Below are 25,355 nucleotides of genomic sequence, written 5' to 3' on the forward strand. Positions count from 1 at the left end.
CAAGCACAACTCCGGTGCCCCATCCGGGGATTGCGCTGACAGGCACTCCGGCCGACGCAGCCGCGGCTTCGCGGCACCGGCCAGCACCGCCCCCGGCACGGGCCCTGGATTGAAACTCCTTGCAGGACTGGATGGTTTGATGCTGACCGCGCTTACGCCAGTGCTACCCAACTGGCCGGCAGCATCGGCACCCGCGCGCCGGCGCACGGGTCGGCGCCGCCGACGGTGACCAACCCACCGGCCGGCAGGGTTGTCGGGTTGGGCATGGTTGCGGCGAATCCGACCAGGCCAACGCCTTGACCGGGCGCCGCGGCGGCTGCGGCGGTCACCGCTGCCGCGCTCGTCAGCACCCCCAGTGAACCCACCGCGGCATCCGCGACCGGCGCAGCCGCAACGGCCGGCAGCGCCAACCCCGCGGCAAGATTGGCACCCAACGCCCCAACCGAGCCCAAAGCCGCACCGCCACCGAGAATCCATTCGATCACCGCGGCGACGACCAACAACGGATCGAACACGATCTGCAGCGCCGGCAGCACGACAAAGCCAAACCAGAGCATTGCGTAATTCCATAGCAGGGAAAGCGCAACGGAAAAGTGGCCGGTCAAGAAATCCAATAGCGCCAGCGGCGGGAGTTTCAGTCCGTACGTCGACAGCACAACGATGCCGACAATCAATTCAAATACATTGATGAATTCGCCTCCGACCAGCGTCGCCAACTCGAGCAATAACCGCTGGATCGGCGTTTCAGCGACAGCCTGGACGACGGCGCTGGCGAATTGCGCTGCGGCATCGGCCCCGGGCTTGATGATGACCGGCGCCGGGGGCGTGCGCGGTACGGCGAGTAGCGCATCAGCCGCAACCGCCTGGTAGACGCTCATGGTGGTGGCGGCTTGGATCCACATCCGCACGTAGTCGACCTCGTTGAGCGCAATGGGGATGGTGTTGAGGCCGAAGAAGTTGGTGGCCACCAACACCGCGTGGGTGGCATGGTTAGCCGCCAACTCGCCCAGCGTCGGCATCGCGGCCAGGGCGCCGGTGTAGGCCGTCGCGGCGGCCTGATGGGCCGCTGCTGTTGCCGCACTGTCGGCGCTGGCCTGCATCAACCAGGACAGGTACGGGAGATAAGCCGCGATGCAACACTGCGCGCTGGGGCCGTCCCAGGCGCCGGCTTGGACACCGGTCAATATCGCGGTCAGTTCTTCGGCCACCGCCAGGTATTCGGCGCTGAGCTCCGTCCAGGTTTGCGCCGCCGCCAGCAGTGAACCTGGTCCCGGCCCCGCGCTCAGCAGCGCCGAATGCGCCTCCGGCGCAGAAGCCATCCACAGCGGCGCTGTCATGTCGAGTCCGCCGGGCCCGCGCTTCGCCCCTCACCGCGGCCCCCGAACGCCGTTGCCGCCCGCAACGGCGGCCGCGTCGCCGAACCGACAGTCAGCGACCCACCGGGATCTGCTTGAACGCCCAAAACTTGTCCTCGAGATGTGTCATATTCGCAGGCTGCACCGGGCCGCCGGCGCTGGAATAACCAATCACGGATCGCGTATTGCGAATCGATCTAAACAATCCGTTCGCAATGCCTGCAAGATCTGGTTAATTCGTTCTCGTTTTAACGTGATAAAGAAAAACTATGAGCGCAGGCGGCCTCGGCCACCGGCCCGATCTCCGGGCACCGTTGGCCCGGCCGCGCCCGCATCTGGCACCTCTCTGCAAGCGCCGTAGTGGCAGGCTGGATACTGGCCCGATTCATGTAATCAACCCAGCGATAAGGAAGTCAGCGTGCCAATCGCCACGACCAACCCGGCGACCGGGGAGACAGTCAAGACTTTCACTGCAGCATCCAACGATGAGGTCGACGCCGCGATAGCGCGCGCCTACGCGCGGTTCCAGGACTACCGCCGCAACACCACGTTCGCCCAGCGCGCCGAGTGGGCTCACGCCACGGCCGATCTGATAGAGGCCGAGGCTGACCAGACTGCCGCCCTGATGACGCTTGAAATGGGCAAGACGATCACATCGGCCAAGGCCGAACTCCTCAAGTCCGCCAAGGGTTTTCGCTACTACGCCGACAACGCTGCGGCGCTGCTCGCCGACGAGCCCGCGGACGCCGGCAAGGTGGGCGCCTCTCAGGCCTACACCCGCTACCAGCCGCTGGGTGTGGTGCTGGCCGTGATGCCGTGGAACTTTCCGTTGTGGCAAGCCGTCCGGTTCGCCGCGCCCGCTCTGATGGCCGGCAACGTCGGGCTGCTCAAGCACGCCTCGAACGTGCCGCAGTCCGCGCTCTACCTCGCCGACGTCATTGCCCGCGGCGGCTTCCCGGACGGCTGCTTCCAGACGTTGCTGGTCTCCGCCAGCGCGGTGGAAGGCATCCTGCGTGACCCCCGCGTGGCCGCGGCCACGCTCACCGGTAGCGAGCCCGTGGGTCAGTCGGTCGGCGCCATCGCCGGCGACGAGATCAAGCCCACCGTGCTCGAGCTCGGCGGCAGCGACCCGTTCATCGTGATGCCGTCGGCAGACCTGGACAAGGCGGTCAGCACGGCGGTGGCCGGACGGGTGCAGAACAACGGCCAATCCTGCATCGCCGCCAAGCGATTCATCGCCCACGCCGACATCTATGACGCGTTCGTCGACAAGTTCGTCGAGCAGATGTCGGCGCTGACAGTGGGTGACCCGACCGATCCGCAAACCCAGGTCGGTCCGCTGGCCACCGAACAAAGCCGCGACGAAATCGCCCAGCAGGTCGATGACGCCGCCGCGGCCGGGGCCGTGATCCGCTGCGGCGGCAAGCCCCTGGCCGGCCCCGGCTGGTACTACCCGCCGACGGTGATCACCGACATCACCAAGGACATGAACCTCTACACCGAAGAGGTCTTCGGCCCCGTCGCCTCGGTGTACCGGGCCGCCGACATCGATGAAGCGATCGAGATCGCCAACGCCACCACCTTTGGGCTGGGATCCAATGCCTGGACCCAGGACGAGGCGGAGCAGCGCCGTTTCATCAACGACATCGAAGCCGGCCAGGTCTTCATCAACGGCATGACGGTCTCCTACCCCGAACTCCCATTCGGCGGCATCAAGCGGTCCGGCTACGGCCGCGAGCTCGCCGGGCACGGGATCCGCGAGTTCTGCAACATCAAGACCGTCTGGGTCGGCTAGACGCGCGGCGGCTTCGGCTCGAGGTCGACGTTTTGCAGGAAGGTTCGAGCAACGTCCTGCGAAACGTCGCCCTGGCCGCGACGGCCTCACTCCGCCAGCGGCGCGCGCGCCCACACGCGCGTCAGGTGACCTTTCGAACCTCGACGGTCAGGCTCGGGGAGTAGGCCGCCGTCAGCACCGCCACCAGCCGACGCACGGCCAGCGCAGGCTGCTCCGGGGTGGGCTCATCGAGCCCGAGGATGGGGTCCAGACCACGCATGTAGGGCGCCAGCGCCAGGTGCGGAAAAATCATCAGCAGCAGCGACAACAACGCATCTGTATCCGAATCCGCACGCAGATCCCCGCGGCCCAGCGCATCTCGCACCAGCGGTCGCAGCACCTCCAGGTAATGGCGATGTATGACGCTGCGCACGCTGATGCGGGCATCGGTGTCGACCTCTAGGGTCGCGGCGGCATGCAGCGCGCGTTCGCGCGGCTGCTCGGCGAAGTAGGCCACCCAGCCGTCGAGTAGGTCGGTGAGGAATTCGAAGAATGGCCGGCTGGAGTCGAGTTCCCGGATCAGACCTTCGATGTGGGTGCGCACCCGCTGACTGGCGATGTCGGCGATGTACGCATACAGGTCGCGCTTGTCCGCGAAGTACTGGAACAGGCTGCCCTTGGCGACCCGAGCACGGCGGGCAATGACGTTCAGGCTGCCCTGGGAGAAGCCGTGTGCCCCGAATTCGGCCTCTGCGGCTTCCACGATGGCCGCCCGACGAGCCGGATCCACCCGCGCCCAAGTCACCGTCGGCATCAAGCCTCCTCGCGCCAATGACCGTTGGTCATTTCACTGTGCGGGGCTCACGGTCAACGATTACCGCCCCGCACCGAGGTTGCCACGGTTTTACCGAATCAGGGGCGCATTTCGTAGGCGCCGTTGAGCGGCAGGACGTGTTCCTTCCAGACCTGGTCGTAACGCGCCGCGTCATGCGCCGGGCGGCGGATCATCCGCATCGCGAACTGGGCCTGTTGGTCGGTCGTGGCCGCCTTGTCATTCAGTTCGACGGCGTAGCTGTTGAAGTCCCGCACCAGCAGGCCGAAGATCTCGTCGAGCAGCGCGTCGTCCACGCCCGACAGCGGCGCCTCCTCCAAGATCAGCTGCGCATAGGGCACCAGCGCGAAGATCTGGCCGACACCGAACGCGAAGGATGTCCTTCTGCTGGGACGCATCCGGGGTGGCGCCGGCCAGCATCTCGGTCAGCACGTCGATCTGCTCCCGCAGCAGCGCGACATTGGGCAGGTGACCGTAGCTGTCGAACGGGGCGCGCCAGTCGTGGAAGCGCACCTTGCCCAGCCCGCCGGTGGGGCCCTGGTTGAACAGGAAGGTGTCGTCGGCCGCGTCGTCGCGACGGGGAATCAGCGGCAGCGCGGCGTCGGGGGCGAACAGGAAGTTGGGCATGAACTTGGCCAACAACCCGATATTGATGTGGACGGTTCCCTCCAGCCTGGGCAGCAGGCCGATCTCGCGGGCCACGGTCTCGAAGAAGGTGTCCTTCTCCACTCCCTTGGCGGCGATGACGTCCCACAACGCGGCAATCACGCGCTCGCCCTCCCTGGTGACCTTGGCCTTGGTCAGCGGGCTGTAGAGCAGGTAGCGACGATCCTCGGCCGAGGCGCTGCGCATGTAGTCGCTGGCCCGGCTGGCCACCAGCCGCATGGCGACCAGGCGCGCATAGGCTCGGTCAACAACCGACGCACGTGGCTGAAGTCGGTGACGACGGTGCCGTACAGGTGGCGGTTGGCCGCGTGCGTGATGGCCTCGTAGAAGGCGTGGGTGCACATGCCGACCGCGCCCCAGCCCAGGTTGTACTTGCAGACGTTGACCGTGTTAAGCGCGGCATGGAAGGCCCCATCCCGCGGTGCAGCAGGTCGGCCTCGGTGACCGGGCAGGGCTCCGGCGTTGTTGATTAGCAGGCTTGTGAGCTGGGTTGATGATCTTTGGTGCCGCGCTATTGGGGCCGGAGTGTAGGCACGGGCTATCTGGAGAACGATCGAGTTGGTTACTGTTCGTCGTTGGTCTGGAGTTGCCCGTGCCTACCGTTTCAGTATTGCCTGTGTCGTCGGTTCCAGAGGTGTTCGACCGCTGGAGTCCTGGTGAGCGCAGCGAGCTCATCGGATCGGAGTTTCTCGATGTGTTGGCCTCGGTGCCAGACCCGAGGGACCCACGCGGTCGGAGGTATTCGCTGATGGCTTTGTTGGCGATCGCGGTTCTGGCCACTGCCGCGGGGATGCGCGGCTATGCTGGTTTTGCCACATGGGCGGCCACCGCTCCCGATGATGTGTTGGCCCAATTAGGGGTCCGGTTCCGGCGGCCCAGTGAGAAGACCTTCCGTGCTGTTTTGTCTCGGCTAGACCCCGCCGACCTCAACGCCAGGATGGGCAGTTACTTCACTGCACACGTGGCCAGCAGCGACCCCAGTGGATTGGTGCCGATCGCGTTGGACGGCAAGATGCTGCGTGGTGCTTTACGCGCCAAAGCGACAGCCACGCATCTCGTGTCGGTGTTCGCCCACCGTGCCCGATTGGTGCTCGGTCAACTCGCTGTCGCCGAGAAAAGCAATGAAATTCCCTGCGTACGTGCCCTGCTCACGCTGCTGCCGGGTAGCTTGCGGTGGCTGGTCACCGTGGATGCGATGCATACCCAGGTCGTCACCGCGAAGTTGATCTGCGCCACCTTGAAGTCGCACTACCTGATGATCGTCAAGTCCAACCAAGCCAAAATACTTGCGCGTATCACCGCGCTGCCCTGGGCCGAGGTGCCCGCAGCCGCTACCGACGACTCCCGCGGCCACGGCCGTGTCGAGACCCGCACCCTGCAAATCATCACCGCTGCACGAGGAATCGGCTTCCCCTACGCAAAACAAATCATCCGGATCACTCGTGAACGCTTGATCACCGCCACCGACCAGCGCAGCGTGGAGGTGGTCTATGCCATCTGCAGCCTGCCGTTCGAGCACGCCCGCCCTACCGCGATCATGACCTGGATGCGTCAACACTGGGGAATCGAGAACAGCCTGCACTGGATACGCGACGTCACCTTCGACGAAGACCGTCAAAGGGCACATACCGGAAACGGCGCACAGGTCCTAGCAACGCTACGCAACACCGCGATCAATCTGCACCGCCTCAACGGCGCCGACAACATCGCCGAAGCCTGCCGGATCACCGCTTTGACCGCCAACCGCCGCCTACACCTCCTCAATCCACAATTCCCCAGCTCACAAGCCTGCTAATCAACAACGCCGGAGCCCTGGGTGACCGGGTAGTCGTGCAGCGCGTAATTCGCCACGTAGTTCTGCGAATTCACCACGTTCTTCTTCAGCTCATACCGATCGTGCTGCGAGTCGGCGGCGAAGAAGACGTACTCCGGTTCCTTTGACGAGTCCTCGATCTTGCCGAAGGTCGAGACCATCCGCGCAACGTTGGCGTTGCCGATGTAGTACTTCTCGCCGCTGGCGGTCCAGCCGTGCTCGGACGGCGTCAGGATCATGTCGGTCTGGTAGACGTCGGCGCCGTGGGCCTGCTCGGACAGTCCGAAGGCGAAGACCTCGCCCTGCTCCAACTGCGCGGCCGCCTTGCGCTTGGCGTCCTCGTTGTCACTCATCCAAATCGGGCCCAGGCCCAACGCCGTCACCTGGAACGGGTACCAGTAGCTCAGCCCGTAGAAACCGATAATCTCGGCGAACTCACTGATGCGGTAGGTGTCCCAGCGGCAATCGTCAGCGCCATATTCGGACGGCGTCAACAACGAGGCGAAGATGCGGTGCTCGGCGATGTGGTTGAGAAAGTCCGAGTACCAGGCCCGGTCGTGGTCGTCGCGCTTGAGGCGCGCCTTTCCGCGGGACTCGAAAAAGTCCACTGTCGCGGCCATGATCTCCGCCGAGCGCGCGTCCGGGTATTTGCGTTGCAGGCGGTTGGGGTTGAGCAGCATGAGGGGAGCTCCCATGACCAGGGCTCCGGCGAAGCGCCGGATCGGCAACCCGGAATGCGATATGCTCGCCGCGCGGCCGAATACTCAATCCAGCTGACCAGGCACGATGGTCGGTAAGCGGGAGAAGAGAGGGGTAGCAGCGTGCCCTTTGTGGTCACGATTCCCGAGCAACTATCAATAGCAGCAACAAGTCTGGCGAACATCGGTTCGACCATCGGCACGGCCAATACGGCCGCGGCCGCCCCCACCACCACGCTGCTAGCCGCCGGGGCTGACGAAGTATCGACGGCCATCGCCGCACTGTTCGGCTCACACGGCCAGGCATTTCAGGCACTGAGCGCCCAGGCCGAAAACCTGCACGGACAATTCGTCACGACCCTCAACTCCAGCGCGTTCTCGTATGCGAGTGCCGAGGCCGCCAACGCGAGCCAGAACCTGGTCAACGCGCTCAACATGCCCGCCGAGGGGCTGCTGGGCCGGCCCCTGATCGGCGATGGCACCGACGGCGCGCCCGGGACCGGACAAGACGCTTGCGACGGCGGCATCCTGTGGGGCAACGGCGGCAACGGCGGCTCCGGCGCGCCCGGCCAGCGCGGCGGCGACGGCGGGGATGCCGGGCTGTTGGGCAAGGGCGGTTACGGCGGCAACGGAGGAGCCGGCCAAACCGGCGGAACCGGCGGGTCCGTTGGGCTATTCGGCAACGGCGGAGGCGGTGGCGGTGGCGGCGGCGGAGCCGGCGGCGGCGCCGGCGGACTCGGCGGGGATGCCGGCCTGGTGTTCGGCGTCGGCGGACCCGGCGGCGACGGCGGCGACGGCGGAGGTACCGGCGGGGCGGGAGGAGCCGGCGGCACCTTCTGGGGCCCGGGCGGCGCCGGCGGCAGCGGCGGCCACGGCGGAGCAGGTATCGCCGGCAACGGCGGGGCAGGTGGGCCGGGCGGCGCGGTGTTCGGTACGGGCGGCGACGGCGGGGAAGGGGGCCTTGGCGGCTCTGGCGGCAACGGCGGAGCAGGCGGCGACGGCGGCTTGCTGTTCGGCACGGGCGGGCAGGGCGGCGAAGGGGCATCCAACAACAACACGGGGGGCGCGGGTGGAGCGGGCGGCAATGGCGGCCTGCTGTTGGGTGACGGCGGGCAAGGCGGGGCGGGCGGAAAGGCGAGCGTCGCCGGCGGCGGGGCCGGCGGCGCCGGCGGCAGCGCCGGCCTGCTGATCGGAAACGGCGGAGCCGGCGGCGACGGCGGGATAGGAACCACCGGCGGCGGGCACGCCGGAGCCGGTGGCGGCGCGGCCCTGCTCATCGGCAACGGCGGCGATGGCGGACAGGGCGGCAACGGTATCAATGGCACCGGCGCGAACGGCGGGGCCGGCCGCGATGCTGGCCTGCTGCTAGGCACCGGTGGCAACGGCGGGGGCGGCGGGACCGGCACGGGTGCCGTGGGTGGAAACGGCGCGACTGGAGGCAAAGCCGGGCTGATCGGCGGCGGCGGAAGCGGCGGGGCCGGCGGGAACGGCAGCAACGGCGGTAACGGCGGCAACGGCGGCAACGCCCAGCTGATCGGCAACGGCGGCCACGGCGGACATGCGGGAATCGGGGCAATTCGGGGCACCGCTGGTACCGGCGGCTACGGCGGGCTGCTGCTTGGGCAGAACGGGTCGAACGGGTCCGCTTAGCAGGGTGGGCTGCGTGTGCTGCTGAAGCCGCGGGGTAGGACTTCATTCGCCAGAGGTTCGAGCTCCTAGCAGACGACTGAGCGCATCCTCGTTAATGATGGGGATGCCGTACTTGCGCGCCTTCCTTGCCTTTCCAGTGGCCGAGTCGGGATCGGCAGCGACCAACAGGCGCGTCCTGCGGGTAAGCGACCCGACCTCGATGCCGCGCTGAGCTAGTTCTGCCTCCCACTCAGACCGGCGGCGCCGCATCGACCCCGTGAGGCATAGAACGTCGCCCGCCGCCAACGCGAACTCGGCGCAGGCCGAACGTGCAGAAGCCATTGCCAGAGCGGCATCCACGCGGTCGGCGGACAGCCCGAGGAGTTCAGCGACCTGAAGCAGGTCAGCGCGCTCGTCGTCGGTGACAACCCCATCGGCAACCGCAACCCTCGCCATCGACCGCAGGTAGTCGTGGTGGATCTCGTCGAGCAGCCGACGCGAGAGGCCCAAGCTGTCGGCCATCTCAACCAGCGCATCCTCCTCGTGGCAGGACAGGTAACAGTCGAGGAGGGCGGATTCGAGGATTTCGAGGTAGGACTCGACGCGAGGGTCGTCCTCGTGGGGCATGCGCGCGACGATGCGATCAAGCCACCCTGCCGGGGGACGTGGAGGCGCTGCCCCCCACGCCGCGCGCGTCACCAACCGCACTTCCGGGCCGGCCACCTGCGGCCACTCAAAGTCCTCGGCGCCGTCTATCTCCTTAGCCCATGGCGGCGGGCTCCCGCAATGGTCGATAAGGTACTTCAGCAGACTCGTCGTAGCCCGGGCATCTGCGAGCGCGCGATGGGCGTCAGTGAGGACGACGCCAGCGGCATCGCAACAATCCGGCAGCTTCCGCGACGCAGCCGGAAGCAGGCGACCGGCCCACCTCATCGTGCACAATCCGGTCAGCCACGGGTTATCGAACGGCACTCCGGCCCGACGCAACTCTGCCAGCAAAAATCGCTGATCAAAGTTGACGTTGTGGGCCACGAAAACCCGCCCACGGAGGTCCCGCAACAACCTCGGGATGATCGCCTCGAAGGCGGGCGCGCCGAGTAAGTCACGCGCCCGGATTCCATGCCTCTCGGTAGCACCAACATCGCGATGAGGATTGATCAGAGTTGACCACTCGTCCTCGATGTCCCCCTCCGCCGACAGCAGCACGAGGCCAACCTCGACCACACGGTCGTACTCGGCGGCGAATCCGGTGGTCTCGAAGTCCAGGACGGCAAAACCGGCCACGTCTACTACTCCTCGATTCGGCGGCTCCCATCCTGCCGAAGAGTAAACGGACCCCCAACAGGAAGCCTGGCGTTCAATCAAATTAGAACGCGCGACGGGAACTACTTTGAAGTCATGGAGTTCACCACGAGACGGCTGTGGGGCCAATGTTTGACCCGTTCTGTAGAGAATTACCCACCAAGGAGCGGCCCGCTCCCCGAGCAGCAACGGCGACTACGCAAAGAGGGGCTGTTGCCCGAACTCGTCCCAAAGGGGCATTTGTTCGGGCGATCGTGGAATCACGAGGACTCAAAGATGACAAATAGGGATCACCGCGTCAGCGGGGCGCGCGGGATCATGTATGCACTCCAAATGCCCCCGTGTGGACCGGGCGCTTTTGGGAAACAATTTGGGGACAACAAGATTCGATTCTCACTCAGGTCGGTGATCGTTCGGGCCACGTCGGTCACGAAGCAGCCAAGCCGGTCGATGGCAGCAACGACCACGGTGTCTCCAAGGCGCGAATAGTCGGGCATCGCCGACAACCCGGTCGGGCCCCCTTGGCCGATCCCAACAGTTTGTCGGCAATGACGCGTTCCAAGGCATGCCTGGTCGCAGCAAGCGCCACGAGCAGGGCGTCGAGGTCCTGACCGGTGGTGCTGACGCAGGCGTAGCCCACGGTATGGCGCCAACGAAGAGACCGCAGCGGCCGAGATGGCCGCCGTGCGACCCAGGTTGGTCTAGATGGTGCTGACCCTTTCCCAAGTCCAGGCATGGAGCACCGAGCACCTGATCGAGGCGGCCACCTACTGGAGCAAGACCGCCGATCAGTGGGAAGACGTGTTTCTCCAAATGCGCAACCAATCCCACACCCTCGTGTGGGAAGGCGCTGGCGGTGATGCGCTACGGCAGCGAACCGGTGCTGACCTGGCGATCGTGAGCACCAAGGCCGACGAACTACGCCAAGCCAGCAAAATCGCCCGCGATGGCGCCGGAACCATCGGCATTGCCCAACGCAGGGTGCTCCATGCCGTTGAAGACACCCACAACGCCGGTTTCACTGTCGGAGAAGACTTCTCAGTCACCGATATCCGAACCAGCCGCAGCTCCGCCGAGCAAGCAGCCCGCCAAGCACAAGCACAAGCACTCGCTACCGACATCCGCCAACGCGCAGTCGAGCCGCTGCCGCCTCCTGCCCCGGGACGGCTGCCGCCCCTGACCCCAGGCGAAATGGCGACCCCCAGACTGCCAGCACCCCCACCGCAGCCTCCGATACGGGGCGGCGCCGATCTCGCGCCGGCCGAACCCCCACCTGTTGTGCGCACACCTATGGAGCCACCAGCCCGTCTAGGCGGCCCCATTGCGGGCGGCCCGGTACCGCCAGAATCCATCCCACACCCCGTTCAACCGCCGCACAGCCACCACGGGCCACCTGTGCTGGGCAAAGACGAGATACCGGACTTAGGTGAATTCAACCCAGGATGACAAGAGGAACTTAATTACTTTCTAAGACAACGGATTAGAGCGTCTCAAAGTGCTGCGTGACCAGACGATTACTCCCCAGAAAGGGACTGTCGCCTCCGCTGCTCGCGACGTATTCCTTCCCCCCACCGTTCGATATTCTCAATTTCCTCGGCCGTGCGGATGCGGCCGCCGTTCGGAAACAATAATTTGGTGCGCTCATAGCCGCCGATTTTGCGTTGCAGGCCACGCAGCAAGCCCATTGCCTCGGCGTCAGAGAACCTTGTACCGATCTCGAAATCCAGACCCGCACCGATCAAGCTGCTGGCGAACGTGACTTCAGACAATAACAGCACCCGCGCCCAATCCAGATCTGTCAAGGGCTCACGATCGGTGACAGCACGCTCAAGACGCACGATGAGTTCGCCGAACTGCTCCCAGGTTGATAACCCCAGCACCTGGAACGGAAACGGCTTCCCGGCCGCCGACCTCCGCCACTCGTCCAATGTCTGCCGAATGAAATCGCGCTCATCCCCGGTCAGATCGACCGCCACCAACTCAGAGGAATTTGTCATTGAGTCGATCGTACGGCCAGCACCTGACGTACGAGGGTGTCGACTGCCACGATGATGGGGCTACCTTGACCAGGTTTTAGCCAGTCCAGCAATCTTGCGACTCCCGACGACGACACGCCCGTAGTCCCTGACCCGTGTCTCGCGCCAACTCGACGCCCGTGAAGCCCTCCGGGTCCGGGCACCCTCTGAGACAAGATGTGAGGCGTCTCGGTTCTCTAGAAGTGAGACACGTCGGGCGTTCGCCCAAGCCCCTGGGATGGTGGCTGGCCGCCGTTGTTGTGTTTGCCTACACTTCGGTTCGTGGGGTCTTCGTTGCGTGTGTATACCGCGGGCGTGCAGGCGATGGCCTGGCGGTGGGGTATCGCAGCTGGGGAGCTGACCAGCATGGATGCGCCGGCGGGGCTGGGGTTGTCCTGCCAGCTCAGCGCGGCCGCAGTCGATGCCGCCCATGGTGAGGTGGCGGCGTTTACTACCGGGCTAGCCATTCAGGTGAACGCACGCACCGCGGGCGTGACTCAAGCCGATAGTGGCTATCTGGCCAATGAAGCTGCCTCGGCCGATGTGCTGGCAGCGGTGGCTCCATCGGTGACCCGCGTGTAGTAATGGCAGCGTCGGGAATTCCGGACCTGTCAGCGTTGTTGGCTTGGCCCACCGATCATCTCACTGAGGCGGCTGCTCATTGGGACAACGTAGGCGAGCACACCTATGCGGTGGCCCACCAGCTGTGGCGCGATGCAACGTCGATTGATTGGAGCGGCCATGCCGCCGGCGCGTTGCGCGCCGCAACGCACGCCGACCTGCAAACTACCAGCGCGGCAGCCGACCAGTTGCAGGAAGCGGACCGTGTCGCGCGTAATGGGGCCTCGGATCTTTACGCCGCCCGTTCGCGGGTGCGGTACGCAGTCACCGACGCCCAGGCAGCGGGATTTCAAGTAGAAGAAGACCTTTCGGTCACCGATCGCATGACGGGCGGATCAGCGGCCCAGCGCGCGGCCCGGCAAGCCCAAGCCCAGGCCTTCGCCGGCGACCTCCGTCAGCGTGCCGCCCAACTGGTGGGCCTGGACGCTCAAGTCGCCACAAAAGTTACGGCCGCGGTGGCCAGGATCGGCAGCAGTTTCCCGCAAATTCCTGCACCCGCCGCCCCGCCAATGGGCAACCCGGTCCGCGCCGTCGACAACCGCACGTTCAAACAAAACCCGCCACCAGCGCCGGTCGACCCCAAGGACATGACCGCAGAGGAGGCTCGCGCAGCATGGGCGGACATCAACAGTGAAATAGGCAAGTACAACGCCCGGTGCGGGCGCACCTTCGTCTTGCCGACCGAACAGGGCGCTTACGACGCCTGTATCGCCGACAAAGGACCCCTACTCGATCGCCAAGCTGCCATCCGAGCCCGCCTCGGGCAACTCGGTATACCCGTCGAAGGCGAAGACCCAACCCACCCAGGAACCGCGGAACCACCATTTCCACCACCCACCCGAATCAACGGGCTGACAGAACATGGAGCACAACGTGTCGAAGTGCGAGACGGCCACGGGGTCAACGACAATGCAATGCAAGACGCCGTCGCGCATCCGATAGAGCCACCACAGTTCATCCTGATCAATATGGTGGCACCTGGCGATATATCGGCAAAGACGCGACGGTTAGTCTGAACGAAAACGGGCAAGTGACAACGGCCTGGGCAAATAGCCGCAATGGATGGAGGAATCCGTGAACAACATTCTCGATGTCGTTCCATCCGAGCACCGCGTTCTTATCATGGATGAGCTGACACGCCGTAACCCCGATCTCCTTGCGGAGCTTCGCACCGTGCAGAAGCCAACCAACGACCAGAGCGACGCCGTTGTGGATGCGCTGTCGCATGCGTTGAGCGCGAACTACGGGCCAGGGCATGTACCAAACGACTATGGACTAGCGGTTGAACGCGCAATTGACGCCTACCTCGAAGCGTGGCCCATATACAGGTAGACACCGTGTCCCCGAGGACAGGACAGCGTTCCCATCATCGTGGCACCTTCGGCCGGGGACAAGAACCCAGTCGTCACGTTTCTTTATAAACGAGACTGTGCAAGGCGGGTGAGCTTGCAACAGTGGGCGGCTCGGCGGTCCAGCGATACGTCGGCAGGATCGAGACGAGATTCGAGCTCAAATCTCTAGAAAAGAGACATCCATAGCTGATCTAAGTAGCGTCACGTCGAGCAAGACTCCCGCGCGACCGCAGAGCACGGAACCGCGCGTGATTGAGCCATTGTGGCGCGATGGCCATCTGGCTTGCGATGTGAGTTGTTATCCATGAGCTCGCCGTTAAACCCCCAAGAATGCAACCGGGTCAGCTGCGGGTCGAGGTCCCTCAGCTAGAAGCCACGGCTGGCGAATGGAGTCAACGAAGCGCCACTCTGGCCGCCTTAACACCCCCTTCACCAGGACAGCCGTTTCAGCCCACCACAGCCGCGGTGAGCAGTGCCCACACAGCTGTTGGCCTCGCCGCAGCAGCGCTTACAACCCGCACCCAAGAGACAATCGTTGCCGTCGAGAGCGGTGCGACACGGTATGCCACCAACGAAACGACCTCACCAGCCGAGATGGCTGCCGTGCAACCCAGGTTGGTCTAGGTGGTGCCGACCCTGTCCCAGGTTCGGGCATGGAGCACCGGGCATCTGATCGAAGCGACTAGCTACTGGACTCAGACCGCCGATCAGCGGGAAGACGTGTTCTTGCAGATGCGCCACGAAGTAGCGTCGCACGGCCCGGGCCAGGTGGTCCGATTACGCGGCTGCACGATGGCTCGGCCTACGATGGGTGCCCCTGAGCCCGCCGTCACACTTTCCGGGGATGGAGCCGGGTCTGCTGCGGGTCGCTGTCCGACAGCTGCAAACCACCGCCATTCAATGGAGTCAACAAGCCGTTGAACTTGCCGCTGCCTCCCTCACCAGGGGAGCCGCTTCAACCCGCCGCGGCGGCGGGCAGGGCCGGGAGCGGTTGGCGCGTTCCACTGGGGGTATCAGCGTTCGGGCCCCAGGTCCGGCCGGCGGTGACGACATGCCCGACTACCAGCGCGTCAACGTTGGATGAACTGCCCATCGCGCCCACCAGATCGCGATACGCTGTATTCCTGACTGATTCCTCGACCCACTGACCAGGCGGCGGCCGGTGAGCTGACGAGAGGACTGGCTCATGTCGTTCGTTTCCGTCATCCCTGAACAGCTGACTGCGGCAGCCACGAACCTGGCCGGTGTCGGATCGACGATCAGCACGGCCAATGCCACCGCGGCCGGCCCCACTGCCGCGGCGTTGGCCGCCGGCGCCGATGATGTTTCGGCGGCCGTCTCATCATTTTTCGGCGCCTACGCGCGGGACTACCAGGCGTTCAGCGTGCAGGTCGAGGCCCTTCACGACCAGTTCGTGCGCGCCGTCACCTCCGGTGCGGCGTCGTATGCGGGCGCCGAGGCCACCAGCGTCCAACAGATCCTGCTCGACGCGATCAATGCGCCCACCCAAGCGCTGCTGGGACGCCCGCTGATCGGCAACGGCGCCAATGCGGCCCCGGGATCCGGGGCAAACGGGGGCGACGGCGGCATCTTGTACGGCAACGGCGGCGCGGGTGGCTCCGGAGCGGCCGGCGGCAACGGCGGGGCCGGCGGCGCCGCCGGACTCGTTGGCAACGGCGGCGCTGGTGGAGCCGGCGGGAACAATGCCGCGGGCGGCTCCGGCGGGGCGGGGGGGCCTGCTGTACGGCAATGGCGGGGCTGGCGGCATCGGAGGCACCAGCGCCGGCTCGGGCGGAGCCGGCGGGGCGGGAGGCCTGCTGTACGGCAATGGCGGGGCTGGCGGCATCGGAGGCACCAGCGCCGGCTCGGGCGGAGCCGGCGGGGCGGGAGGCCTGCTGTTCGGCACCGGCGGATCCGGCGGCACTGGCGGGTTCGGCGGCGGCCTAATGACCAGTGGGGGCGCCGGCGGGACCGGTGGGGCCGGTGGCTTGCTGTTCGGCACCGGCGGATCCGGCGGCGCCGGCGGCGGCAGCAACGCCTTCACCGCGGGTGACGGCGGGGCCGGCGGGGCCGGCGGCCTGCTGTTCGGCACCGGCGGATCCGGCGGAGACGGCGGGCTCGCTCCAGGCGCCATGTTCGGAAACGGGGGTCACGGCGGCACCGGCGGGGCCGGCGGCACGTTGTCCGGCATCGGCGGGCACGGTGGAGCCGGCGGGCTCGGCCAAGTCAGCGGGGGCGCGGGCGGGGACGGCGGAAACGGCGGCGTGTTCTTCGGTGGGGGCGGCGACGGCGGTATCGGCGGGCACGGCATAACCGGCAGCGGCGGCAGCGGCGGGAGCGGCGGGAGCGGCGGCTTCCTGCCCGGCGGCGCCGGAGTCGCCGGGCTGATCGGCGATGGCGGAGCGGGCGGACACGGCGGCAGCGGCGGCAGCGGCGGCGGGACCGGCGGCAGCGGCGGGAGCGCCGGCACGCTATTGGGCAATGGCGGGGCCGGCGGCGGCGGTGGATCGGGCAGCACCACCGCGGGCGGTGGCGGCAGCGGTGGCGACGCCGGCGCGCTGTTCGGCAATGGCGGGGCCGGCGGAGCGGGCGGATCCGGCGCCGCCACCGGCGGATCCGGGGGAACCGGCGGCTCCTCCGCGCTCCTGTTCGGCACGGGCGGGGTCGGCGGGGTCGGCGGCAGCGGCGGCGACAGCGGCGGGACCGGCGGGGCCGGCGGACAGGGGGGCGCGATGTTCGGCAACGGCGGGGCCGGCGGAGGCGGCGGAGACGGCATCAACGTCGGAGGCAAAGGCGGGGCCGGAGGAGCGGCCGCCACACTGTTCGGCAGCGGAGGCACCGGTGGGGACGGCGGAAACGCCGGCGCCGGCGTCACCTTCGGGGCGCCGGCGGGGAGGGCGGGGCCGCCGCCTTGCTCGGCGGAAACGGGGGTTCCGGCGGGCACGGCGGAATCGGAAATGTCGGCGGCAAGGGCGGGGCCGGAGCTGCCGGCGCGATGCTGCTCGGCAACGGCGGCGACGGCGGCGATGGTGGAAATTCCCTTGCCAGTCTCGCCGGTGCGGGAGGAGCCGCCGGTAACGCGGGGCTGATCGGCAGCGGCGGCACCGGCGGGGCCGGGGGCCAGAGCTTCTCCGGCACCGGCGGTAAGGGCGGCGATGGCGGCAGCGCCCTGTTGATCGGCGACGGCGGCAACGGCGGCAACGGCGGGACCGGGGCTACCGCTGGTGTCGGCGGCACCGCGGGCACGGGTGGCTTCCTGTTCGGACTGGACGGGATGAACGGGTCGCCGTAGCTGTGCGGCGCTCAGGGCGCAATCGCGTCCGCTTCCCGGTCGATGTCCTGCCCGGCGCTGTGCTCGGTCCGTTTCTCCCAGCGGCGCAATGCTTCTCGACAGGGTGACTCCACCAGCGCATAGCTGACGGCGGCGATCGCGAAGCCAAAGATCAACGTCAGCACCAGCACCGTCGGCATCCGTCCGGTGAACGCAAAGGTGCCGATCACCGGGAACACCATGTCCAGGGCGGCCAAATGCCAGATGAACAGCCCGTAGGACCAGCGCCCCAGGGTCACCATGGTGGTGCTGCCCAGTAGCCGGTGGGGCGTGCCGGGCCGGTCCAGCACCAACGGCGCCACCAGCGCGAACGCCACCACGGCACCCATCGCGGTCTTCACCGCGAATTGCGTCGCCGAGCCCTGGACCAGGCCGGCCGGACCGGCCAGCGGTGATGCCGCCACCAGATACGCCAGCATCGCCACCACACCGATCAGCACGCGGTGGCGCGCCAACCAGTGTACCAGCCCGATCGGGCTGTGCACCCACTCGGCCAGCAACATGCCGGCGGCGAACCAAGAGAAGAAGGCCGGCGGCCAGTTCAGCGGGTTCATCCCGGAACCGGCGGCCACCGGCAACCACGCCCAGGCCAGACTGAGCGCGGCCGCGGCGGCGATGACGGGCACCCGGGCCCCGACTGGCACACGGCGGGCCAGGAACGCGAGCATCGGCAACGCCAGGTAGAAGCCGACCTCGACGGACAGGCTCCACATTTGGGTGAGGCCCCCGGTCAGCGTCAATGGCACGTAGATCTGGGTAAGGGTCAAGTTCGCCAGCCACACGGTCAAACTCGCGTGGTCCGAATCCGGCAGCAGGGACAAGATCACAACCACCGCGACCACGTAGGCGGGCATGATCCGGACCGCCCGCGACCGCAGATAGTGACCCGTGCGGGGACGCGGTGATCCGCCCCGAGCGGCCGCAGCGTGCCCCCGCCACAACAGAAACCCCGACAGCGCGAAGAACACCGCCACCGCCAGATCGAAGCGGCCGAACAGCCGGCCGGCGACTCCACTGGAGTGGCCGGTCTGGAAGGCGACATGGGTGACGACCACCCCCATTGCCGCGCAGGCACGCATGCCCTCCACGGGAGGCAGAAAGCTGCGTGTCCCCCCCACCTGCTGGCCGTCGGTCACCATCACAGTCTGCCCGTCATCGACTGGCGGCCGAATCGGGTATACCGGCAAAGTTGGGGCAGGTTCGCACACCGGGACCATACGTTCTGCTGTTAGGGTCAAACGGGTTTGACTGCCTGCTTATTCGGGTGGGAACAGGTCGCGGCCAACGAGTCTTTGGTCCAGAAGGAGGTCACAGCAACGTGAACCGAGCAGTCATGTTGCGGATCGCCGCATTGGGAACGATCGGACTCGGGTCCGCTCTCCTGATCGCCGCGCTGCTGCTGTCGACCTATACCAGCAGCAAGATCACCAAAATCCCGCTCGATATCGATGCCACCCTGATCAGCGAAGGCAAGGGATCGGCGCTCGACTCGGCCTCGCTGGCCACCGACCACATCGTCATCAACCAGAACGCGCCGTTGGTGTCCCAACAGCAGATCACGGTCGAGTCACCGGCCAATGCCGATGTGGTCACCCTGCAGGTCGGAACCTCGGTCCGGCGTACCGACAAGCAGAAGGACACCGGTCTGCTGCTGGCGATCGTGGACACGGTCACCCTCAACCGGCACACGGCGATGGCCATCTCCGACGACACCCACACCGGGGGAACGGTCCAGAAACCGCGTGGCTTCGGCGACGAAAGCCCGCCAACCGCTATCCCGCTGCGGCACGAGGGCTTGTCCTACCGCTTCCCGTTCCACACCGAGAAGAAGTCCTACCCCTACTTCGATCCGATCGCACAGAAGCCGTTCGACGCCAACTATGACAGCGAAGAGGACGTCAACGGCCTGACCACCTACCGGTTCACCCAGAACATCGGCTACAACTCCGAAGGCAAGCTGGTCGCACCGGTCAAGTACCCGTCGCTGTACGCCGGCGACGAAGACGGCAAGGTCACCACGACCGCCGCGATGTGGGGTGTTCCGGGAGAGCCGGACGAAGAGATCACGATGACCCGCTACTACGCGGCGCAGCGCACCTTCTGGGTGGACCCGGTCACGGGCACCATCGTCAAGCAGACCGTGCACGCCAACCACTACTTCGCCCGTGAGGCGATGAAGCCAGAGGTAACCCTGGCCAACTACAAGGTCACCTCCAACGAAGACACGGTCGAGACCCAGGTCAACACCGCCCGCGGCGAACGTGACCGGCTGGCGCTGTGGTCGCGGGTGCTGCCGATCACGTTCACCGCAATCGGCTTGGTCGCGCTGGTCGGCGGCGGGCTGCTCACCTCGTTCAGCCTGCGGACCGAAAGCATCCTGATGGATCCGAGCCTGGACCGCGACGACACCGACTTCCTGCGGCGCGTCGGACTCGAGCAGCCGGTGCCGGGAGCCGAAGCCGAGACCGAGAAGCTGCCCGCGCAGCGTCCAGACTCGTCGGACGACGGTCCTGACTCGGACAAGACTCCGCCCGATTCGGCCGAATCGTCGTCGGAGTCGGGCTCGGCTGAGCCCTCTGGTCCCGAGGAACGGACCTAGCCCGCCGACGATGCGGGCCAAGATGGCCCGGGGAGAAGGCGCAGGTTGGGCCTCGCCGCGCTGCGCGCGCTGGTGGCGGCCGGGGTACGCGCTGGTGCTGGCGCTGCTGGTGGTCGGGCCGGTGCTGGGGCCCGGATATCTGCTGCTGCGCGACGCGGTATCCACCCCGCGGTCATATCTCTCAGACAGCGCCCTGGGGTTGATGGCTGCGCCGCGGGCGACGCCGCAGGATTTCGCGATAGCGCTGGCCTCCCAGGTGATAGACGGCGGGATCCTGGTCAAGGCACTGCTGGTCTTGGGGCTGTGGCTGGCGGGCTGGGGTGCGGCCGTGCTGGTAGCGCGGGCACTGCTTGCGGCCGGCGCCGGAGGCCAGTTCGTCGCGATCACCTTGGCGATCTGGAATCCCTACGTGGCCGAACGCCTCCTGCAAGGCCATTGGAGCCTGCTGCTCGGCTACGGCTGCCTGCCCTGGGTCGCGGCCACCATGCTGGGGTTGCGCGCACCGGAGGCAAGCCAGACCGGATTCTTCGGGCTGGCCTTCTGGATCGCGCTCGCCGGTCTCACCCCAACTGGGTTGCTGCTGGCCGCGACGGTAGCCCTGACCTGTGTAGCTGCTCCCGGTGGCGGCAAACCACGGTGGCTGTGCGCAACGGCCGCGTTAGCGGCCGCGCTGGTCGGTGCCCTGCCTTGGCTGACGGCGTCGGCCTTCGGTTCGTCGCTGACCACCCACACGGCCGCCAACGGACTCGGCGTTGCCGCGTTCGCGCCGCGCGCCGAACCGGGTCTGGGCACGCTCCTCAGCTTGGCCAGTCTTGGTGGAATCTGGAACGGCGATGCCGTGCCCGGTTCGCGAACCACTCTTTTCGCGGTGGCCTCCGCCGCGGTCCTGTTGGTCGTGGTGGCGGTCGGACTCCCCACCGTGGCGCGACGGCCGGCGCTGGTGCCGCCGCTAGTGCTGGCCGCGGTGTCGGTGCTGGTGCCCGCCGCCCTGGCAACCGGCCCGGGCCTGCACATCTTGGCTGCCGCGGTCGATGCCGCACCCGGGTTGGGGGTGCTCCGCGACGGGCAGAAATGGGTGGCGCTGGCGATGCCGGGTTATGCCGTATCCGCCGCGGCCGCGGTGTCGACCCTGTCACGCTGCAAGACGGCCGCAACGCCCCTGAAATCGACACTGGCGGCGTCGGCGTGCTGCCTGGCGCTCGTGCTGGCCCTGCCCGATCTGGCATGGGGCGTGCTGGGCCGGGTTGCGCCGGTGCATTACCCGCCGGGGTGGACCGCCGTGGCGACCGCGATCAACCATCAGCCTGGGACCGTCGCGGTCTTGCCCATCGGCACCATGCGGCGATTCTCCTGGTCCGGTCGGGCGCCGGTGCTCGACCCGCTCCCCCGCTGGGTTCGACCGGACGTGTTGAGCAGCGGCGATCTGGTCATCTCCGGGGTGCTGGTGCCCGGCGATGGCGTGCGCGCCCGAACGGTCCAAAAGTTGCTGCTCGCCGGGGCTGATCCGGAGGCCCTGGCCCAGGCCGGGGTGGGCTGGCTCGTCGTCGAAGTGCACGGCGGCGGCGAGGTGGGCGAAGCCGGACGCACACTGGACCGCCTGACGCCGACCTACCGCGACGATGAGCTGGCCCTGTACCGGATCGATGGCCGGTCCACGGGTGTCCCGGCCGGGGGTCGTCGGGCAATGATGCTCGCGCATTGGGCGTGGTTGTCGATGTTGCTCGCGGGTGGCGCCGGGATGGCCGCCGGCCGGGTCCGCCGACACTTAAGCGGTCGCGAGGAATCGCCGACGGATCTCGCAGCGGATTAAGTCTCGGGGCTACACAACGCCGCTGACGAACCGACCGGCCGGTACGGCTTCCAGGACGCTACGCATCCCGTCGACACTTTCCTGCCAGGAGAACTCGGCACTGCGCACCTGAGCCTTGGCGCCGAGCTGATCGCGCAGCACCGGATCGGCCAGCAGTCGTTCGAGCTGATCCACCAGTTCGGCGTGGCTGTCGACCAGGATGCCGGTCACTCCGTCGATGATCGAATCGGATAGACCACCCGAGGATCGATACCCGATGGTGGGCACCCCGTGTTGGGCCGCCTCGACCACCGCCAGCCCCCAGCCTTCCTTGCGCGACGGCAGCAGCTGCACCCATGAACTCTGCAGCACGTGGTGTTTGGTCACGTCGTCGACGTGACCGTGGAAAGTCACCGCGTCGGAAATGCCGAGCCGGTGCACATGATCGATCAGCCGTTGTCGCCACCAGCCGCCGCCGACGACGTCGATGTGCAGATTCGGGCTGCCCGGCGTGCGTCGCCGCAGCTGCGCGACAGCCTCCAGCGCGTCCTCAATCTGCTTGTGCGGCACCAGCCGGGACAACACCACCACCCGCGGCGTCGCCGCCCGCGGTCCGGACAGGGTTTGCCCGGGCGCCTCGTCGAGGCCGTTGCGGACCACGGCAATTCGCTCGTTGTCGACACCGAGCGCGACGAGATCGCGGGCCGAGGGCAGCGACACCGTCACGTACTGGTTGCGCCGGTTCAGCCATGGCGACAACTTCGACTCCACGAACCAGCCCAACCGCCCGAGCATCGGACCCGCCACCGGCCACTGCTCGCGATGACAGTGGTGCACCAGCACCACCACCCGCCGGCCGTACACCAGACGGGCCAGGAAAGGGAGCCCGTTCTGGGTGTCGATGACCGCCGCGGGCCGCACCCGTCGCAGCGGACCCAGACCCATTCGCGCCGCGACCATCGCCAACAGCGCCCACACGTATACCGAGTAGCGGCCACCCGCGCGGTTGACCCGCACCCCGTCGACCAGCTCCCATCGCGGAGCACCCGGGTAACGGGCGGTGCGCAAGGTGACCTCGATCCCCGAGGCCGCCAGTTGCGCGCCGATGCGCTGCAGATATGTTTCGCTACCGCCCCCCTGTGGGTGTCCGGTGTCGCGCCAACACAGCAGCAGCACGGAGCGCAGATCAGACATCAGTGGCTAGCCTAGCCCGCGCGAGCGTCCCCAACGCCAGCCGTAGGGTGTGCCGATGGCCGTCACCTACAGGTTTGCGCGGCGGGCAACGCTGTCCCGGTCGCTGCGGTTGCTGTCCGAATTCCGCTACGAGCAACCCGACCCGGCGCGCTTCTACGGAGCACTCGCAGCCGACACCGCGACGTTGGTGAGCGACTTGTGGCTGGCCGCCCGCGGTGAATCGGTGGCCGGCCGCACGCTGCTCGACGTCGGCGGGGGTCCCGGATACTTCGCGTCCGCGTTCGCGGCCGCTGGCGTCGGGTACATCGGCGTCGAACCGGACCCCAACGAAATGCATGCGGCCGGGCCCGCGCACGCGGGTGGGCCCGGTTCGTTTGTCCGCGCCTCGGGCATGGCCCTACCGCTCGCCGACGACTCGGTGGACATCTGCCTGTCTTCCAATGTCGCCGAGCATGTGCCGCGCCCCTGGCAACTGGGGGCCGAGATGTTGCGGGTGACCAGGCCGGGTGGGCTTGCCGTGCTTTCCTACACCGTCTGGCTGGGCCCGTTCGGCGGGCACGAGATGGGCCTGAGCCACTACCTGGGCGGCGCGCGAGCCGCCGCACGGTATGCCCGCAGGCACGGCCATCCGGCAAAGAATAACTACGGGTCGTCGTTGTTCGCGGTGTCAGCCGCCGAGGGCCTGCGATGGGCGGAGGGCACGGGAACCCTGATCGCCGCATTTCCCCGCTACCACCCCCGATGGGCCTGGTGGATGACTTCGGTGCCAATGCTTCGCGAGTTCCTGGTGAGCAATCTGGTCCTGGTGCTGTCGCCCCGGTAATGGAACGTGTTCTTGTTTTGCTTTCGCTTGGGTAGGGTGGCGCCATGGGCGAGAAGACCGAATACGACAAACTCTTCATCGGCGGCAGGTGGACGGAGCCGTCGACCTCGGACGTGATCGAGGTGCACTGTCCGGCCACCGGCGAGTACGTGGGCAAGGTGCCGTTGGCGGCCGCCGCCGACGTCGACGCTGCGGTTGCCGCCGCGCGCGCGGCATTCGACAACGGTCCGTGGCCATCCACGCCGCCAAAGGAACGCGCGACCGTCATCGCCAATGCCCTCAAGCTGCTCGAGGAGCGCAAAGACCATTTCGCCAAGCTGCTCGCCGACGAGACCGGCCAACCGCCGATGACCGTCGAAACGATGCACTGGATGGGCTCGATCGGGGCGCTGAACTTCTTCGCCGGCCCCGCCGTGGACCAGGTCAGGTGGAAAGAGATCCGCAACGGGTCCTACGGGCAGACCATCGTCCACCGGGAGCCGATCGGTGTGGTGGGCGCGATCGTGGCCTGGAACGTGCCCCTGTTCCTGGCGATCAACAAGCTGGGTCCGGCGCTGCTGGCGGGCTGCACGGTGGTGCTCAAACCCGCTGCCGAAACACCGCTGACCGCAAATGCGTTGGCGGAGGTGTTCGCCGAGGCGGGCCTGCCCGAGGGCGTGCTGTCGGTGGTGCCAGGCGGGGTTGAGACCGGGCAAGCCCTGACCTCCGACCCCGGGGTGGACCTGTTCACCTTCACCGGCAGCTCGGCCGTCGGCAAAGAGATCGGGCGACGGGCCGCGGAGATGCTCAAGCCGTGCACCTTGGAACTCGGCGGAAAATCGGCGGCCATCCTGCTCGAGGATGTCGATCTGAGCACCGCGGTCCCGATGATGGTCTTCTCCGGGATCATGAACACCGGGCAGGCCTGCGTGGGCCAGACCCGCATCCTGGCCCCCCGGTCCCGCTACGAGGAGATCGTGGAGGCGGTAAGCGCCTTCGTACAAGCACTACCGGTCGGGCCGCCGTCGGACCCAGCCGCCCAAATCGGGTCGCTGATCTCGGAGAAGCAGCGGGCCAGGGTCGAGGGCTACATCGCCAAGGGCATCGAGGAAGGCGCCCGGCTGGTTTCCGGCGGCGGCCGCCCGGAGGGTCTGGACAACGGATTCTTCGTGCAGCCCACCGTCTTCGCCGACGTCGACAACAAGATGACGATCGCGCAAGAGGAGATCTTCGGGCCGGTGCTGGTGGTGATCCCCTATGACACCGAGGAGGATGCGATCAAGATCGCCAACGACTCGGTGTACGGTCTGGCCGGCAGCGTATGGACCTCCAACGTGCCCAAGGGCATCGAGATCTCGGAGAAGATCCGCACCGGCACGTATGCGATCAACTGGTACGCCTTTGATCCGTGCTGCCCATTCGGCGGCTACAAGAATTCCGGCATCGGTCGCGAAAACGGGCCCGAGGGCGTCGAGCACTTCACCCAGCAGAAGAGCGTGCTGATGCCGATGGGTTACACGCTCGAAAGCTAGCCCACTTCGGTAGGAGGCCGAATACCACCGCAATTCGCCGCCCTTTGGAAT

18 protein-coding genes and 5 pseudogenes are annotated in these 25,355 nt (G+C 67.0%); 15 read left to right on the top strand and 8 right to left on the bottom strand.

Going from position 1 to position 25,355, the window contains the following annotated elements; genetic code table 11:
- Positions 1-152 precede the first annotated feature (152 nt).
- Positions 153-1,337, bottom strand: a complete 1,185-nt coding sequence (locus SHTP_RS23615) for a PPE family protein (protein WP_096371957.1) — start codon at positions 1,335-1,337, stop codon at positions 153-155.
- A 436-nt stretch (positions 1,338-1,773) separates the two neighbouring features.
- Between SHTP_RS23615 and SHTP_RS23620 the strand changes: the two genes are divergently transcribed.
- Complete coding sequence (locus SHTP_RS23620; RefSeq protein ID WP_096371958.1) at positions 1,774-3,150, top strand: NADP-dependent succinic semialdehyde dehydrogenase; 1,377 nt, start codon at positions 1,774-1,776, stop codon at positions 3,148-3,150.
- A 121-nt stretch (positions 3,151-3,271) separates the two neighbouring features.
- On the opposite strand, the gene SHTP_RS23625 is transcribed toward SHTP_RS23620, so the two are convergent.
- Together SHTP_RS23625 and SHTP_RS23630 are read right to left on the bottom strand one after the other, a co-directional pair.
- Entirely contained in the window at positions 3,272-3,943 is a 672-nt protein-coding gene (locus SHTP_RS23625) for a TetR/AcrR family transcriptional regulator (RefSeq protein WP_096371959.1), read from the bottom strand.
- Positions 3,944-4,041: 98 nt separating this feature from the next.
- Positions 4,042-5,075, bottom strand: a pseudogene (locus tag SHTP_RS23630) (acyl-CoA dehydrogenase family protein); the annotation flags it as partial.
- Between the two features lie 144 nt (positions 5,076-5,219).
- Here SHTP_RS23630 and SHTP_RS23635 point away from each other — a divergent pair.
- A complete protein-coding gene (locus SHTP_RS23635) occupies positions 5,220-6,422 on the top strand; it encodes an ISAs1-like element IS2404/ISMul1 family transposase (protein WP_420872975.1) in 1,203 nt (400 codons plus the stop codon).
- Between the two features lie 17 nt (positions 6,423-6,439).
- On the opposite strand, the pseudogene SHTP_RS23640 reads toward SHTP_RS23635, so the two are convergent.
- A pseudogene (locus tag SHTP_RS23640) lies at positions 6,440-7,120 on the bottom strand (acyl-CoA dehydrogenase); the annotation flags it as partial.
- A gap of 141 nt (positions 7,121-7,261) precedes the next feature.
- Between SHTP_RS23640 and SHTP_RS23645 the strand changes: the two are divergent.
- Complete coding sequence (locus SHTP_RS23645) at positions 7,262-8,788, top strand: PE family protein (RefSeq protein ID WP_172900596.1); 1,527 nt, start codon at positions 7,262-7,264, stop codon at positions 8,786-8,788.
- Positions 8,789-8,830: 42 nt separating this feature from the next.
- Here SHTP_RS23645 and SHTP_RS23655 read toward each other — a convergent pair whose 3' ends face one another.
- Positions 8,831-10,051, bottom strand: a complete 1,221-nt coding sequence (locus tag SHTP_RS23655; protein WP_096371961.1) for an exonuclease domain-containing protein — start codon at positions 10,049-10,051, stop codon at positions 8,831-8,833.
- 723 nt (positions 10,052-10,774) lie between these two features.
- Between SHTP_RS23655 and SHTP_RS29345 the strand changes: the two are divergent.
- Positions 10,775-11,200, top strand: a pseudogene (locus SHTP_RS29345) (hypothetical protein); the annotation flags it as partial.
- A gap of 383 nt (positions 11,201-11,583) precedes the next feature.
- Here the strand turns inward: SHTP_RS29345 and SHTP_RS29350 are convergent.
- Complete coding sequence (locus SHTP_RS29350) at positions 11,584-12,066, bottom strand: hypothetical protein (protein WP_231991207.1); 483 nt, start codon at positions 12,064-12,066, stop codon at positions 11,584-11,586.
- A 300-nt stretch (positions 12,067-12,366) separates the two neighbouring features.
- Here SHTP_RS29350 and SHTP_RS23675 point away from each other — a divergent pair, with 300 nt between their 5' ends.
- From SHTP_RS23675 to SHTP_RS30555, 7 genes and pseudogenes are all read left to right on the top strand, one after another.
- Positions 12,367-12,666, top strand: coding sequence for a hypothetical protein (locus tag SHTP_RS23675; RefSeq protein ID WP_231991669.1), 300 nt, complete (start codon positions 12,367-12,369; stop codon positions 12,664-12,666).
- Positions 12,667-12,668: 2 nt separating this feature from the next.
- Positions 12,669-13,721 carry a hypothetical protein gene (locus SHTP_RS23680; protein ID WP_420866631.1) on the top strand — a complete coding sequence of 351 codons (1,053 nt, stop codon included), beginning with the start codon at positions 12,669-12,671 and terminating at the stop codon, positions 13,719-13,721.
- Positions 13,722-13,767: 46 nt separating this feature from the next.
- Positions 13,768-14,037, top strand: coding sequence for a hypothetical protein (locus SHTP_RS23685; protein WP_011739336.1), 270 nt, complete (start codon positions 13,768-13,770; stop codon positions 14,035-14,037).
- Positions 14,038-14,387: 350 nt separating this feature from the next.
- Positions 14,388-14,681: a hypothetical protein gene (locus SHTP_RS29355; protein WP_083866393.1), complete on the top strand. Its 294-nt coding sequence runs from the start codon at positions 14,388-14,390 to the stop codon at positions 14,679-14,681.
- Positions 14,682-14,822: pseudogene (locus tag SHTP_RS29360) on the top strand (hypothetical protein); the annotation flags it as partial.
- A gap of 79 nt (positions 14,823-14,901) precedes the next feature.
- Positions 14,902-15,141 (top strand): hypothetical protein, encoded by a 240-nt coding sequence (locus SHTP_RS28100; protein WP_020727865.1) that lies wholly within the window; start codon positions 14,902-14,904, stop codon positions 15,139-15,141.
- Positions 15,142-15,243: 102 nt separating this feature from the next.
- Positions 15,244-17,091, top strand: a pseudogene (locus tag SHTP_RS30555) (PE family protein); the annotation flags it as partial.
- 269 nt (positions 17,092-17,360) lie between these two features.
- On the opposite strand, the gene SHTP_RS23710 reads toward SHTP_RS30555, so the two are convergent.
- A complete protein-coding gene (locus SHTP_RS23710) occupies positions 17,361-18,605 on the bottom strand; it encodes an acyltransferase family protein (protein WP_420866632.1) in 1,245 nt (414 codons plus the stop codon).
- Positions 18,606-18,706: 101 nt separating this feature from the next.
- Here SHTP_RS23710 and pgfA point away from each other — a divergent pair, with 101 nt between their 5' ends.
- Both pgfA and SHTP_RS23720 read left to right on the top strand, forming a co-directional pair.
- Positions 18,707-19,987, top strand: coding sequence for a cell envelope lipid trafficking protein PgfA (pgfA, locus tag SHTP_RS23715; protein WP_172900598.1), 1,281 nt, complete (start codon positions 18,707-18,709; stop codon positions 19,985-19,987).
- Positions 19,988-19,997: 10 nt separating this feature from the next.
- A complete protein-coding gene (locus tag SHTP_RS23720; RefSeq protein WP_096371965.1) occupies positions 19,998-21,797 on the top strand; it encodes an MmpA family trehalose lipid delivery protein in 1,800 nt (599 codons plus the stop codon).
- Positions 21,798-21,806: 9 nt separating this feature from the next.
- On the opposite strand, the gene SHTP_RS23725 is transcribed toward SHTP_RS23720, so the two are convergent.
- Positions 21,807-22,970, bottom strand: coding sequence for a glycosyltransferase family 4 protein (locus SHTP_RS23725; RefSeq protein ID WP_096371966.1), 1,164 nt, complete (start codon positions 22,968-22,970; stop codon positions 21,807-21,809).
- Positions 22,971-23,025: 55 nt separating this feature from the next.
- Here SHTP_RS23725 and SHTP_RS23730 point away from each other — a divergent pair, with 55 nt between their 5' ends.
- Positions 23,026-23,793 (top strand): class I SAM-dependent methyltransferase, encoded by a 768-nt coding sequence (locus SHTP_RS23730; protein ID WP_096371967.1) that lies wholly within the window; start codon positions 23,026-23,028, stop codon positions 23,791-23,793.
- A 44-nt stretch (positions 23,794-23,837) separates the two neighbouring features.
- Positions 23,838-25,304, top strand: a complete 1,467-nt coding sequence (locus SHTP_RS23735) for an aldehyde dehydrogenase (protein WP_096371968.1) — start codon at positions 23,838-23,840, stop codon at positions 25,302-25,304.
- Positions 25,305-25,355 lie beyond the last annotated feature (51 nt).

This window comes from Mycobacterium ulcerans subsp. shinshuense (assembly GCF_002355775.1).
In the GTDB taxonomy this organism is placed as follows: Bacteria; Actinomycetota; Actinomycetes; order Mycobacteriales; family Mycobacteriaceae; genus Mycobacterium; species Mycobacterium marinum.

What these genes read in the sequence shown, in the direction of transcription:
- SHTP_RS23615 (WP_096371957.1), bottom strand. Translation starts at nt 1,337, where the DNA reads ATGACAGCGCCGCTGTGGATGGCTTCTGCGCCGGAGGCGCATTCGGCG.
- SHTP_RS23625 (WP_096371959.1), bottom strand. Translation starts at nt 3,943, where the DNA reads ATGCCGACGGTGACTTGGGCGCGGGTGGATCCGGCTCGTCGGGCGGCC.
- SHTP_RS29350 (WP_231991207.1), bottom strand. Translation starts at nt 12,066, where the DNA reads ATGACAAATTCCTCTGAGTTGGTGGCGGTCGATCTGACCGGGGATGAG.
- SHTP_RS23680 (WP_420866631.1), top strand. Translation starts at nt 12,669, where the DNA reads ATGGCAGCGTCGGGAATTCCGGACCTGTCAGCGTTGTTGGCTTGGCCC.
- SHTP_RS23685 (WP_011739336.1), top strand. Translation starts at nt 13,768, where the DNA reads ATGGAGGAATCCGTGAACAACATTCTCGATGTCGTTCCATCCGAGCAC.
- SHTP_RS29355 (WP_083866393.1), top strand. Translation starts at nt 14,388, where the DNA reads ATGCAACCGGGTCAGCTGCGGGTCGAGGTCCCTCAGCTAGAAGCCACG.
- SHTP_RS28100 (WP_020727865.1), top strand. Translation starts at nt 14,902, where the DNA reads ATGGAGCCGGGTCTGCTGCGGGTCGCTGTCCGACAGCTGCAAACCACC.
- SHTP_RS23710 (WP_420866632.1), bottom strand. Translation starts at nt 18,605, where the DNA reads ATGGTCCCGGTGTGCGAACCTGCCCCAACTTTGCCGGTATACCCGATT.
- SHTP_RS23720 (WP_096371965.1), top strand. Translation starts at nt 19,998, where the DNA reads ATGCGGGCCAAGATGGCCCGGGGAGAAGGCGCAGGTTGGGCCTCGCCG.
- SHTP_RS23725 (WP_096371966.1), bottom strand. Translation starts at nt 22,970, where the DNA reads ATGTCTGATCTGCGCTCCGTGCTGCTGCTGTGTTGGCGCGACACCGGA.
- SHTP_RS23730 (WP_096371967.1), top strand. Translation starts at nt 23,026, where the DNA reads ATGGCCGTCACCTACAGGTTTGCGCGGCGGGCAACGCTGTCCCGGTCG.
- SHTP_RS23735 (WP_096371968.1), top strand. Translation starts at nt 23,838, where the DNA reads ATGGGCGAGAAGACCGAATACGACAAACTCTTCATCGGCGGCAGGTGG.